15 protein-coding genes are annotated in these 13,143 nt (G+C 64.4%); all 15 read right to left on the bottom strand.

The genetic code is table 11. The features are described from left to right. A partial coding sequence (locus BGO16_RS04905) for a putative inorganic carbon transporter subunit DabA (RefSeq protein WP_292617470.1) occupies positions 1 to 203 on the bottom strand: 203 nt, incomplete at its 3' end. A gap of 587 nt (positions 204 to 790) precedes the next feature. Further along, a complete protein-coding gene (locus BGO16_RS04900; protein WP_292617469.1) occupies positions 791 to 1,618 on the bottom strand; it encodes a serine protease in 828 nt (275 codons plus the stop codon). 5 nt (positions 1,619 to 1,623) lie between these two features. After that, the gene (locus BGO16_RS04895) at positions 1,624 to 2,226 is read right to left on the bottom strand and encodes a hypothetical protein (protein ID WP_292617468.1); all 603 of its coding nucleotides are present in this window, start codon (positions 2,224 to 2,226) and stop codon (positions 1,624 to 1,626) included. A gap of 43 nt (positions 2,227 to 2,269) precedes the next feature. Next, positions 2,270 to 4,621 carry a nitric oxide reductase activation protein NorD gene (locus BGO16_RS04890; RefSeq protein ID WP_292617467.1) on the bottom strand — a complete coding sequence of 784 codons (2,352 nt, stop codon included), beginning with the start codon at positions 4,619 to 4,621 and terminating at the stop codon, positions 2,270 to 2,272. 91 nt (positions 4,622 to 4,712) lie between these two features. Beyond that, entirely contained in the window at positions 4,713 to 5,642 is a 930-nt protein-coding gene (locus tag BGO16_RS04885) for a CbbQ/NirQ/NorQ/GpvN family protein (protein ID WP_292617466.1), read from the bottom strand. 17 nt (positions 5,643 to 5,659) lie between these two features. After that, on the bottom strand, positions 5,660 to 5,890 hold the full coding sequence (locus tag BGO16_RS04880; RefSeq protein WP_292617465.1) for a hypothetical protein: 231 nt from the start codon (positions 5,888 to 5,890) through the stop codon (positions 5,660 to 5,662). Next, a complete protein-coding gene (gene parA / locus BGO16_RS04875; protein ID WP_292617464.1) occupies positions 5,887 to 6,522 on the bottom strand; it encodes a ParA family partition ATPase in 636 nt (211 codons plus the stop codon). The genes BGO16_RS04880 and parA overlap by 4 nt, the downstream gene beginning before the upstream one ends. Positions 6,523 to 6,525: 3 nt before the next feature. Next, positions 6,526 to 6,792, bottom strand: a complete 267-nt coding sequence (locus tag BGO16_RS04870; RefSeq protein ID WP_292617463.1) for a 4a-hydroxytetrahydrobiopterin dehydratase — start codon at positions 6,790 to 6,792, stop codon at positions 6,526 to 6,528. 420 nt (positions 6,793 to 7,212) lie between these two features. Then, the gene (locus tag BGO16_RS04865; RefSeq protein WP_292617471.1) at positions 7,213 to 7,530 is read right to left on the bottom strand and encodes a BMC domain-containing protein; all 318 of its coding nucleotides are present in this window, start codon (positions 7,528 to 7,530) and stop codon (positions 7,213 to 7,215) included. A gap of 75 nt (positions 7,531 to 7,605) precedes the next feature. Continuing rightward, positions 7,606 to 7,902, bottom strand: a complete 297-nt coding sequence (locus BGO16_RS04860) for a BMC domain-containing protein (protein WP_074929467.1) — start codon at positions 7,900 to 7,902, stop codon at positions 7,606 to 7,608. A 101-nt stretch (positions 7,903 to 8,003) separates the two neighbouring features. Further along, positions 8,004 to 8,252 (bottom strand): carboxysome peptide B, encoded by a 249-nt coding sequence (locus tag BGO16_RS04855; RefSeq protein ID WP_292611388.1) that lies wholly within the window; start codon positions 8,250 to 8,252, stop codon positions 8,004 to 8,006. Next, positions 8,252 to 8,509: a carboxysome peptide A gene (locus tag BGO16_RS04850; RefSeq protein WP_292617462.1), complete on the bottom strand. Its 258-nt coding sequence runs from the start codon at positions 8,507 to 8,509 to the stop codon at positions 8,252 to 8,254. Before BGO16_RS04850 ends, BGO16_RS04855 begins: the two co-directional genes overlap by 1 nt. A gap of 15 nt (positions 8,510 to 8,524) precedes the next feature. Continuing rightward, positions 8,525 to 10,051, bottom strand: coding sequence for a carboxysome shell carbonic anhydrase (locus tag BGO16_RS04845; protein ID WP_292617461.1), 1,527 nt, complete (start codon positions 10,049 to 10,051; stop codon positions 8,525 to 8,527). Positions 10,052 to 10,062: 11 nt separating this feature from the next. Continuing rightward, on the bottom strand, positions 10,063 to 12,741 hold the full coding sequence (locus BGO16_RS04840) for a CsoS2 family carboxysome shell protein (RefSeq protein ID WP_292617460.1): 2,679 nt from the start codon (positions 12,739 to 12,741) through the stop codon (positions 10,063 to 10,065). 103 nt (positions 12,742 to 12,844) lie between these two features. Further along, on the bottom strand, positions 12,845 to 13,143 hold a 299-nt coding region (locus BGO16_RS04835), incomplete at its 5' end, for a ribulose bisphosphate carboxylase small subunit (RefSeq protein WP_292617459.1).

The following is a 13,143-nucleotide window of genomic DNA, read 5'->3' as shown; positions in this document are numbered from 1 at the left end:
TTGCCGCGCGGCAGGAACATGCGCGCATGGAACAGCTCCGCGCCGCGCCGCACCGCCTGCTCGAAGGGCATATCCTCGAGGCCGTAGAGCGGATTGCGGCTAATGAAAGTTCGCAGTGGCCAGGAAAACGGCACCGGCTCACCCGCCACGTAGGCGGTCGAGCGCACCCGCAGACGCCGTCCGAGGTTCAGTGCATCCACCATAACCCTCCTCCGATCGAAAGTCATAACGCGAGCACCACAGCCGCGAGACCCTGCTGCAGTAGCGCGAGCATGACGAAATCCCGGGGAAGACGGCGGCGCCACCAGAACCGCGATCCTTGCCATCAGTGAAGGCGCAGCTCGCGATGCGAAAGCGTCAGGTGCCCGCCAACCGCCGCGGCTGACCGGCGGCGGCTGGCCATAACGTCATAGGAAGAAAAATGAATAAGGAAAAATTTGATTTGTTTATTCTATCTACAATAGGACCTTATATATCCTACTCGCCCCGATAGCCTATCTAACGGCACTTCTTGCACAGGCGATCGAGCAGCTGCGCAAGAGCGACCAGTTGGTGCCGGCCGACATGGGACAGGGGTCACGCACTCGACTTGGCACAGCCTGCGCGTCATTAAATCCGTCATCGAGGTCGGTGCCATCCGTGTGCTCGACAGGTCTTACATCGATCTCGCACCTCGATGGGGAAGGGATTATCCTTCAGTGGCGAAACTGCTGTCCCGCTTTTGCGAAATACGCAACCACCACCATCCAGTGCATTCATGTCCGACGTCGTAGTCGCGGCGTGGGCGTCTTCAGTCAGACAGCCATTTGTGTACGTATGCGTCGATGAGTTCACGTACAGATTCGGACTTGATCACGAGGCCGAGGTCGATCATTTCCGCGCCGATGGACTGCGCCTGAGTCTGCGCCGGGACCGGCCCAGGCACGAGCTGGTTGGCCTCTTCGCGGAAGAACACTGCCGCCACCACCCCGGCGAACCAGATGGTACGCGCCGAGTCGCCGCGCGGGCGCAGCGGATCGTCGCGCATCACGAATACCGGGCTGCCGCTCGATCCGGGATATACCGCGGCGTCGATCAGAAATTGCTTGTGTCCCTCAAAGTCGAGTTCCAGCGGCGTGGCCGTGGTGCCGCGGCGCAGGATAGGCATGAGGTTGACCTGATCCCACACCCCGCTGGGATAGCCGACAAACAGCACATCCTCGAGCGCATCGAAGCCCCGCACCGTTGCCACATCGGGAATGCGCTCGCTGTCGATTGCGTGGTAATATAACTGCACGCCAAGATCGCGCGCCGCACGCTCGAGCGGTCGCAGCGGCACGATAGCCAGATCGACCTCGGGATCGGGATGGACGAACCAGGCCGCAGGGAAGTCGTCGATATTGAGCTGAAAGCGCTCGCCGAATGCCGGCTTGCCCTCTCTTAGCTGGGTGAATACCAAGCCGCCGCGGCGCACGCCTTCGACCAAATGACGGTTGGTGACGATAAACGGTGTGCTGCCCCGGGGGTGAGTGTGGCTGAGGATGAAGGCCGTGCCCGAGCCGGAGCTGCCGTCCTCGAGTTCGGTATCCACTCGCACGGTGGAAAACAGCAGTTTTTTTGCGATAGAGTCGATTTCCATGGGGCTCACGCGTGCGGTACGGCGCGCTGGTTCAAGCGCTCAATCGCTGCCACCGCTGCGCGCTGGGCTTCCTCGGCCTCGGCCTCATTACCCATCATGGTCAGGCGGCCGAAAGAACCGAAGGCCTTGACGTCCACCAGCGTGATGTGGGCGGCCTTCTCGGCCTCATTGGCGGCATACATGATATAACCCGCCGGCTCGACCTCCAGGATGAACATGCTTTTACCGGGCAGGATCATCGAGCCCTTGCGCAATTGACGATTGATCAGCGTGGCGTGGTCAGGGGTGATGGCGCGGATGATCTCGTTCCACGCCACCTTGCAGCGCAGCCGCGAATCCATGGTGGTGTTGAGTTGCCGCAGGATCAGTTCGCCAGCGGCGAGCACCTCGCTCTGGTTGCGGAAGTGAAGCTCCATCGAGCCGAAGGCGCGCTCGACGACTTGCTCACCCATGCGCACATTGGTTTTTTTCAGCGCGATGTCCGAAAGGTTGTGCACCGCCATGCCGGGAGCGACCTCGATCCACATGCAGGCATCGCCGGGCACCGGCAGAAAGCCCTGTGAGGATGTGGCGATATAGGACGCGAGCTGCGGCTGCAGCGCATCCATGAACACGTAGGTTCGCAGGGTGATCTTCATCTTCGGCCCACCTTCACCGCGTCAGGCTCATGTAGAGCATCGGCAGTTTTTCCGGCAGGCGTTCGACCTGATCGATCACGGTGAAATTTTTCAAGCCGAAGATGCGTGACACATACTGGTCGGCATGCGGATCGAGCGAGAGCGCATACACCGTGATGCCCTGGCGGCCGAGTTCTTCGACTGCGGCCTTGGCGTCGTGGCGCAGGTATTGCGGATCGGTCACGTCGTTGTCGGAAGGTTCGCCGTCCGTGACAACAAACACGACGCGCTTGCTCTTGGGCTGCTGCGCCAAATAGTGAGCGGCATGTCGCAGCGCTGCGCCCATGCGGGTCGAGAGCCGCCCTTTCATCCCCGCCAGCCGCGCCTTGACGAGATCATCATACGGCTGGTCGAAGTCCTTGAAGCGCTGGTAGTGGACATCGTGCCGGCCGTCAGAACAAAAGCCGTGAATGGCGAACGGGTCGCCGATGCGGTCCAGCGCGCCGGCCAGCAACACCGTGGCGGCACGGGTGAGGTCCATCACCGTGTAGTCGTGACCGCGCACCTTCTCGTTGGACGATTCGGACATGTCCAATAGAACGAGCACCGCCAGATCGCGCAGCGCACGCTTGTAACGCATCATGATGCGCGGATCGTGCTGTTGGCCGATGCGGATGTCGATCATCGCGCGCACCGCGGCGTTGATGTCGATCTCGTCGCCGTCCTCCATATGGCGGATGCGCTGCATGCCCTGCGGCACCATCGACTCGATCAGGAACTTGAGCCGCGAAATCACCGGCTTGTGCTCGAGGATGATGCCCTCGATCACCTCCAGCTCACCGAGCTGAGGATGATACTCGAGCAACGTCACCCAATTGGGCCGCTCGAGCTGAATCTGATAATCCCATTCCGGGTAGTGGTAAGGCTCGGAGATCGGCGGACGGCCTTCGAGCGAGTTGATGCTCACGTTTTCCTGGTCGAGATAGAACTCGGTCGGAAGCTCCCACACCTCCTGCGCATCGTCGCCGGCGAACTCGACGTCCACCTCGTTGACCATTTCCATCACGTTGACTTTTTTGCGCACCTGCTGGCGGGTCTCCCAGGTGGCTGCCATCACCTGCGCCTCGTCGTATTCCTCCAGGAACCAGACGGCGCGGTTGTCGTCGCGATAGATGGCGCTGAGCCCGTCGGTGAGCTTGTTGTAGGTCGGCAGGTCGAGTTCAAACAGGCGGTGCGATAAATCTACGCCGAGATTCCAGCTCACCTGATTGCTGTCCAGGTCGCGCTCAGCGCGAAACGCGGCCACGCCTTCCCGCACAAAGGGATGCGGGTCGGACGACTCGAGGTCGAGCAGTGCGCGGGCGAGGCGGTCGAGCAACTCGCCGACGGTCGCGGGCTGGACCGAGTAGTCGAATACCGGATGCAGCGCCAACCAGGCCTCGCGCATTCCGGGGAATTTGCGGATCGCGAGTTCTTCCACTCGCGCATCCTCGAACAGCTCGATCAGCGCCATCTGCACCGGCAGCAGCTGCTGCATCGACAGCGGCTTGTCGGTGAACACCAGATGCGCGGCGCAATGGTTGGCGGCGGCGCGGTAGACCTCGAGAGCGCTGACCGGCGCCGTCGCATCGCCCTCGGGCTTGTAGTCGTCATAGGCGTCGGCGATGTAGATGACATAATGCTCGATGTAGGGCCTGAGCCCTTCGCGGCTTTCGTAATCGCCAGCGGTCGGGCGCAGAAAAAAATCGCGCCCCCAGATCGCGCGCATGTAGATGTTGAGCCGCCTCTGGATGTCGACGAACAGCGTGCCCTTGCGCTCTTGCTGCAGCACCGCCTGCGCGTCGGCGCTCTTCAGCCCGAAATAGGCCGCCTGCCCTTCGAAATCGGTTTTGTACGCCTGTGCGCCCCATTGCACCCAGCGGCGCAGGCCTCCCAGCGTAAGCTGATTGAGCAGGCGGTCGAGGTTTTCCAGCATCGGCCGCAGGCCGCGCGGAGCCTGCGCCGCCACGATCTCCAGCACCTTCAGATAGTGGCGAAACAGATCGGCATCGCCCACGCGATGCGCCACCAGCGGCGCGGTGCCGACGATCAGCGCCAGCACCTGCCCCGAGGTCTTGGACGCCATGCCCAGCAGGAAGTTGACCAGATCGGGTAGCACCTCCTCGCCGATCGCGCGCCCCACCTCCGGCATGGATTGGATGAAACTGACTACCAAATCCTCGCTGCGACCAAGATGGTGCAGCGCCACCGCGCCCTTGAGATAATTGTCCAGCCCGCGCGGACTTAAAGCGCGCGCCGCCTCGTTCCAGGAGGCGCGCAGCAGCTCCTGCGCACCGCCTGGCAGTTCGTCGAGGATCTCCTGGAATTCGTCGAGGTGGATGGCCATGATGTGTAAATTCGGACTGCCCTGGCGATGCTGACCCCGGCCGACCTCAAGTTTCCTTTTTCCCCTCGCGTCTTCAACTCGTCAGAGACGTTCAGAAATACGTCGTCACCGCGGAATCGAGCGCGTCCCGCATATCGGGATCGTCGGTGATCGGGCGCACCAGCGCCACCCGGCATGCCGCCAGCGGCGCGACGTTGCGGGTGATCAGCGAGCCGGCGTAGATCAGCATGCGGGTGGAGATACCCTCATCCAGCCCATGGCCCTTGAGGTTGCGCGCGTGCTCCGCGATGTGCACCAGCTTTTTCGCGGCGTCCAACGCAACGCCGCTCTCGTGTGCGACGATCTCGGCCTCGACCTCATGCTCGGGGTAGTTGAAGTCGAGCGCGCCGAACCGCTGCTTGGTCGACTGCTTCAAATCCTTCATCAGCGACTGGTAGCCAGGGTTGTATGAGATGACCACCTGGAAATCCGGATGCGCCTCGACGATTTCGCCCTTTTTCTCGAGCGGCAGAATGCGACGCGCATCGGTCAGCGAGTGGATCACGACCGTGGTGTCCTGCCGCGCTTCGACCACTTCGTCGAGATAGCAGATCCCGCCGAAACGCGCAGCCATGGTCAGCGGCCCGTCCTGCCAGCGGGTGCCGTTGGCATCGAGCAGGAAACGGCCGACCAGATCGCTGGCAGTCATATCTTCGTTGCAGGCGACGGTGACCAGCGGCTTGCCGAGTTTCCACGCCATGTATTCGACAAAGCGCGTCTTGCCGCATCCCGTCGGACCTTTGAGCATCATCGGCATGCGGGCCGAATAGGCAGCCTCATAGAGCGCGACTTCATCGGCCACCGAGCGGTAGTAAGGCTCCTTGGTCACGCGAAAAGCATCGAGTGCGACCGGAGAAGATCCGGCCGTATCCGCGACGACCGGTCGCACGGCGCTGGTGCCGGACGCGGCAGGGGCCGCGGGCGTGTGGAAGGCGGGGTCGCGTCTAGGCAGATAGCCGCGCTGGGAGAGGTCGTTACGCATGATCAACTTCCTGCTATTCAATCCGGCCAGATGCGCTCGGGAAATAACTCCTCAACGCTCGGAGGCGGCTCTGCCGCCAGCGAATCCGCAGGCGCGGAAGTGGCGGACGCTTTTTTGGCCGAGGTCGAGCGCGGCGTCTTGTTTGCCTCCGCCTTGTTGTCGGCCTCCGCCTTGCCGGAAGAGGCAGACTCCGCGCCGGTCTTGGCCTGACGGACGCTGCTGGCGAGCTTGTCTTTGATGCTGGTCATTCAAGGATCTCCTCAATGAGGCCGTCTATCTCCTCGACGGCGCTTTGCCCGCGAGCCCCCAACTGGTACGCCGACACGCCCTCGAGCGCAGCGGTCTTGTAGATGCCGCGGCGGCGCACCGGAGTGCGCAGGACCGGCAGGCCGAACTCAGCCAACGCCTCCTGCATCGCCGCCGACAGCGCGCTGCGCGCCTCGATCTGGTTCAGCAGCAGGTAGGCGCGCAGCCGCGGATTGAGCCGCCTCGCTTCATCGATGTCCTGCGGCAGCCGGATGCTGGCCCACAGATCCACCGGCGAGGGCAGCACCGGAATGACCGCCACGTCGCAGCTTTGCAGCGCCAGAGCCGCCGCCCGACTATCGACCGCCGGCGGGCAGTCCAGCACGACGAAGGGATAGGCGCGAAAGTCCCGTCGCAAATCGATCGCTCCCGCGCCTACGCGCAATTGCTTGACCGTGGCGGGAAAGGACTGCGTCCCGGCGGCGGCCCATTGCGTGGCCGAGCCTTGCGGATCCAGATCGACAACCACGGACGAGGCTCGCCGCGTCAGACCCGCGCCGAGGTGCATCGCAACAGTGGTCTTGCCGGCGCCGCCTTTCTGGTTGATTACCGCGATGACCAGCGGACTGCCCATCGCTCACTCCCCGCGCCCGGCCAGAGCAGCGATACGCTCGGCGAACCGTTCGTCCTCGGTGCTCAATACGTCACCATCGGCCGCTCCGATCGTGACATTGACGTAGGTGGTGCCGAAATTGATGTTCTGCGGATGGCGTTGAACCTCCTCCGACAGCGCCGACAGCGCATCGAGGAAGGCGCGGGTCTGCGCATACTGCGCAAACGCGAAGCGGCGAAACAACGTGGGCGGTTTGTCACGGCGCTCCCAACCTTGGAAATCATCAGTCATCGGCGTCCTACCCCGGGTTCGATCTGGGTTACGTGGTCGAGATGCGCTCGCGCCTCCTGTAGAAATCTTCGAACAGCGACGCGGTGTCTTGGCCGCGTAGCCAGCACGTATACCTCAGCGCGTTCGCCCGACGCTGCAGGGTCTTCACCTTGGGCCGCGATCGCGCAGTCCGGCCACGCCGCAGGCCACCACCCGCCACAAAGCGTCATACCGGGCAGGATTTCCCGCTCCATCAAACGCTCGGCCCACCCCGGTTGATCCACCCCGGCGCGCGGATGGCGCACCAGTTCGGCATGTCCCGACCGACGTGCAAGCACGCTCGGGCGAGACACGGCCGCACGCCGCCAACTCAAAGTTGAACGCGCGCGCCGGCCGGCCCGAGATTCGCCGATCGATCACCATGGTGCGCTCCGCGCAGGATCAGCTGCGGGTGGACGTGATCTCGGCGTCGCGGCCGCCGCGGCCACCGCCGTTGGAATCCGGCTGGGTCGGCAGGATGCCTTCGACCTCGTTGTGCACCCGAGCGATGATGTGCGCGGCCACCAAGCCGTCGCCAACACGCTCGCAGGCGTCTGCCCCGGCACGCACCGCCGCGTTGACTGCGCCGGTCTCGCCGCGCACCAGCACGGTGACGTAGCCGCCGCCGACGAATTGACGGCCGATCAGCCGCACTTCGGAGGCCTTGGTCATTGCATCGGCCGCTTCGATCGCGGGGACCAGTCCGCGCGTTTCGATCATGCCCAGGGCAATACCGTTCACGTGTGTCGCCATGTCGTTGTCCTTCCAGTTACTAACAGTAGAAAAAAGCCGGGCTTAAGCGCTCGGCGCCTTCGGCAGGATGCCCTCGACCTCGCTGTGCACGCGGGCAATGATGTGCGCGGCCACCAGGCCATCGCCCACGCGCTCGCAGGCATCAGCCCCGGCACGCACCGCCGCGTTGACCGCGCCGGTCTCGCCGCGCACCATCACGGTGACGTAGCCGCCGCCGACGAATTGCCGCGAGATCAAGCGCACTTCGGCGGCTTTGGTCATCGCGTCCGCCGCCTCGATCGCGGGAACCAGTCCGCGGGTTTCGATCATGCCCAGGGCAATACCCATCGTTTCAGCCATTTGTTCGCTCCTTGTTGTCGAAATAAAAGAATCTCAAGCCAGTCACTGCATTCTGACGCCCGCTGTGCACGCGCCGTTGTTGCTCTTTGCTCACCGCGTCGTCATCCCTCCTCCCAGCCATCGATGATGCCGCAGATGGTGAGGTCGGTAGCCACTGTTCGATCGGGCATGGCCATACGTGCAGCCGTGCCCGCGGCGGTGAACACCCATTTGCCAGGCGGCGCTCCGACCGGATCGGTCGCCACCGAGATTTCTCCCTTCTGGCCTTTCAGGATACGAAGCGAAGCCGAACTCATTCCCGGCACACGCCGGGTACAGACCAGATCATCCACCACGCGCCAGACTTCCATCACGCTCCCTCCGGATTCCAGTGGTCGATGATGCCGACGATCGTGAGATCGGACGGATAATCCCTGGCTCCGGCGGCATCGCGCGCCGCAGAGGATCCGACACAAATCACCCAGTCGCCCGGGATGCAGCCGACGGCGTCGACCGCAACGCTGCGCGTCCCATTCGGTGTCTCCTGCACGACCAGCAAGGGGCGATGGCCCATGGCGTCGATGCGATTGGTCGACACGAGAGTGGTTATCACACGCATGATTCTCATGACGCATAAGTCCTCTCAATGATCGTCGACGGCGGCGTCGGCGACGAAGGCGCAGCACTCGTCGCCGGCACGGTCACTCACCGCGATTGCGCAATTGAGCAGGCCCCTTGCAGCCAGATCGGGGTAGCGTGCCGCGATCGCATCACGCACCCGCCGGCCTCGTGCGATCGCCCGCTCGCGTGATGCAGGGATCCGGCCATCGTACTCGAAGTGGACGAGTACCGGGACCGGCAGACCGTGCGCGACATTGAGCTTGGCAAAAATATCGATCCCGACATCCATGTCGGGTGCGCCTTCCTCGACCGTGTCGAGGTGGGCGAAATAAAACAGGTTGCGCAATTGCAGCGGCCGCACCGCTTCGCCGGCGACAATGCATTCCTCGTCGTGGCCGATGGTCGCGTAGCGCCCGGTATGATGCTTGATGACGTATTCGATCTGCGACAGATTGGCTTCGGCAAGCGCCAGCACCAGGCGGCGCATGCCCTCGTGCATGCGGCCATTGCCCTGCCCCCAGCCGCCCATGCCCTCGGCATCGGCGACGATCTCCGCGATGCGCTTCCGTGCCGCTTCGGGCGCAAGGCCGAGGGTGTCGCGATAGACCTGCGCCGTCTCGAAATAGCGATGCGCGTTGATCTCGCCAAAGCTGTCGGGCAGGTGGATGCGCAGCGCATCCAGATCCGTGTCCACGCCGATGAGCAGCACGTCGGGCGCGGCGCCCGAGCCAAATGTCCTATCGATGGCTACGCGCAACTCGTTCTGCAGGCGTTGCAGCGCCGCTTCCGTGGCCTGGCGATCGTTGCTGCCATGAGCGGCGCAACCGTGACCGTTGGGGGACGAGCTGCTGAAATGGTAGACGGCGATCTTGAGGTAGTTCAGGCGCTCGCCATCGACCATGGCGCCGGACAGCCGTTCGACTTCGCGCTGCGCCCAATCGCAGACATCGACCTCGACATCGAACAGCGCGCCTGCATAGGCCTTCACCCGCACGTTCGGTCCAGGCAGCATGCGTAGCACATAAGGGCTGACGCCTTGCAAGCGGCCATCCGAACAAGGGCTGATGTCCACCGTGTGATAGCCGCACGACCGCAGAAAATTCTCATCGAGCGGCATACGCTGACGCCAGCCGGCCTGCTCGACCTGAGCATTCTCGACGCACGACTTGAGGCCGCTGAAGATGCAGCGCGAATGCAAGGCGGACAAATCCAGCCCGCATACCCATGCGTCCTCCAGCACCTGCGACGGCAGATCGAAACCGAGTTGCTCGCGTGCGAGCTGCTGCGCGCGCTCGGTGAAGTTCTCGTCGTGCTGATGTGTGGAGATGCGCTTGAGCACGTCGACGATGCGAGTGAAGCGCGAACGCACCGTCCGCTCGTAGTCGAATAAAAGGCGATTGAGGTCACGATCGACCAGCGCATGCTCGCAGGTCTGCCCGCTGCCGATCATGCACGCCGGATTGTCAGGCACCGCTGCCGCTGACGCTGCGGCGTTGGCAACCGGGGTGGCCTCTCGTCGCAGGGCCTGAAAGCGTTTGCGCGTGTCCATCTTCGCGATCCTCAGCCGCGCGCCCCGCCGGAGACGGTCACTGTGGCGCCGATCCGGGTATTCCCGGCCGAGCCGGTGACCACCGATACAGGCACTTCAGGCCGCTCGATGCTGCGAAACGCCATGGCGCTGGTGCCAGCGCCGCGTGGCTGTCCGCGCATCGATGGATTGCGCGCCAGGCTGGACGAACCTTCGGTGCCGGTGACACGGCTGTTGCCGTCCCAGGCGTCTCCCGAAATGCGCCGGCCCTGCTGGCTGCCTTCGCCGCTCAAACGGCGCGCGGCCGGGAGCGACTGGTCGTCGTCGCGCGGACGCCGCGCCTGGTCGCCGTGACGGAATTCAGGCGTGCCGGTAATCAGGCCGTCGGCCTTGTTGATCGGGCCGGTAATGCGCGAAGTCCCCATGCCGCTGCCGGTGATGACCTCGGTTTGGCGCTCCTCGCGAGCCTGCCGCGCCGGAATGCTGATACTGAAATCCCGGGGAGCCGGCGGACGCTGATCCACATCGCGCGCGCTGAAGCGATCGCTCATCGCGCATTGTCCGGACGCGATATTGTCCAGCCCGAGATAGGGCGTGCCCGAAATCGGCCCGCAAGCGCCACGCTCGTCGCCAGTGACTTGCATTCCGCCCGCGCCCGGCCGATCGCCGGTAACCACCGTGGCCGGAATCACCGCGCTGTCGCGAACCCGCGCCGCCTGCCGTTCACGCTGCGGCGCCTGGCAGAACGCGGCGTACTGGCCCTGGCCGATGTATGGGGTGCCGCTGATCGGCGAACACGTGCCGGCTTCGTTGCCGGTGACGTGGTCCGCACGTCCCGCGGCGATGCCCGTGACCGTCTGGCCGTTCAGCGTGGTGTCAACGATGACCTTGCTGACCGGAGAGACAGTAGGCACCGCCGGACAGACCGCGGCCAACTGGCGGGTGCCAATGTAGTCCGTGCCGGTGACGGGTTCGCACCCGTATGACTCGTCACCGGAGGATTTTGGGCTTGGAGCGACCTCCGAGCCAGTCACGGTCCGACCGCGCAACGTCTGCATCTCGGCCACTTTCTGAGGGCCGGGTGTTTTGCACAGCCCCGCGAAATCAGCCGTCGTGTAGTACTGGCTGCCGGTGATGCTGCGGCAGGAGCCGACTTCGTTGCCGGTCACCTTGGCCGAACGATCGACGGCCGTCCCCGAGACGGTTTGCTCGTCGCGCGTGGACATTACGCTGACCTTTCGCGCACCTCCCGGCGGCGCCGTTCGACAAAAATCGCGGAACTGCTCAACAGTGTGATATTCGGTGCCGGTAATCGAACGGCAGCTTCCAGCCTCATCGCCGGTCTGCCGCTCGCTGCGGCCGACCACTGTACCGGTAACGGGCTTGCCCGCAGCCGTATGGGTCACCGCCACCTTGGGCGGAGCGTCATCGGTTTCGCCCTGTCCGTAACGCGTACCGGTGACGGCGCGGTCGGCGCCGTGCTCAACGCCGGTGACGCGGCGCGGACGATCGACCAGCGCGCCAGTGACAGCCTGGCCCTTGTCGGTGCGGGTGAACGCCACCTTCCCCAGCGGGGCGGACGGCCGCGTCGAACAGAACTGCTCGAAACGCTCGCTCGAGAGATATTCGGTGCCGGTCACCGGACGGCATGCGCCCGGCTCATCACCGGTGGTCTTGATGGAGCGGCCCAGCGCAGTGCCGGTGATGCGTTGCTCGCGCAGTGTGCTACTGACGGCAACTTTCGGCGCGGCCGGCTCAGGCCGGGTGCCGCAGAGGGTCTGGAACTGCTCGAAGCCAATATATTCGGTGCCGGTGATCGCGCGGCAGGAGCCCGGCTCATTGCCGGTCACCTTGGAGATGCGTTCGACCTGAGTGCCGGTGACGGTCTGCCCGGACAGGGTATGCCCCTCCTCGACCTTGGCCGGCGCTTCGACCACGTTGCGGGCGCGCATACGGCCGGTCGGCCGGGTGCTGGCGCCGGACGTCTTGTCGACCCGACCCGCCAGCGCCTGGACCAGGCGGCGCTGCATCGCGACCTGACGGCCGGTTGCGCCTTTGAGCATGGCGCTCTGCCAATCCTGCGCCGGCATCGCGGCAGCGATTCGTGTCGCCTGGGCGACGCGCTTGAGGCCCTTCTTGCCATCCTGACTCAGCGCGGCACGGCGCATCTTGGCCAGCACGCGACCCGTAGCCTCCGGCGTGTTCAACGCTGCACGCTCCACCGCCGGTGTGCCGCTCTGAACCGCTTCGATATGCGCTGCCTCCTTGCGCTCCGCGCCATGGCTGCAACCGCATTGTCCGCCGCAACTGCACTGTCCGCCGCAGCCGCAACCGCAATCTGAGCCACGCACCTCGGCCGCCGCCCGGCTTGGGCGCAGATGCGCCGCGGGGCGGGTCGCCGTGCCATGCCCGGCGTTCTTCAACGCCGCCTTACCAACCGTGGACAGCGCCTGCCGCCGGGCTCGCGCCGCGGACTTCTGCGCCACCGGCGGAGTGAATGCCGCTGGCGCAGGCACCGCCGAAACGCCGCCGTGATGGGCGTTGGAGGTTTGCGCCGCATTCAGCCGGAAGCGATCAGCAGCGGAGCGCTCGGTTTGAGCAGCCTTGACGGTCCCGGCCTTGCCGTGACGCGCCATGGCCTGCCGGCGCTGGAGCGCCAGTTCACGGCCGGATAGAGTTGCAGTGGCATGACCGGGGGCGACGTTTGTCATACGGACCTCAGCACAAAGAACCCGAGGAAGGGAGCGGCGCCGATGCGCGGCGCCGCGTTCAAATCATGGGCGCCGAATCTGGTCAGCTCCAGCGCCCGCCTCATCAGCGATACACCACGAATGCCATGCCCTGGCTCTGGGCGTAGTTGTCGTACGCGACGAACCGCACCATCTGGTCCGGAAATTCGCGGTGACAGGCCTCGATCTCCGCCATCACGTTATCGACGGACTGCTCGCCGAACAGCGGCAGCTTCCACATGTACCAGTAGCTCGCCTTTGCGGGCGTGCCCTTTTCGGTGTGCTCGACTGCCGGATTCCAACCCTGCGCGATGGCGTGAGCGATCTGACGGCGCACCTGATCGGGCGTCATCTGCGGCAGATAGGAGAAGGTCTCGTACTTTT

Source organism: Nitrobacter sp. 62-23, assembly GCF_001897285.1.
In the GTDB taxonomy this organism is placed as follows: domain Bacteria; phylum Pseudomonadota; class Alphaproteobacteria; order Rhizobiales; family Xanthobacteraceae; genus Nitrobacter.
The sequence above is the reverse complement of the archived record's forward strand: the minus strand, read 5'-3'. Positions and strand labels throughout refer to the sequence as shown.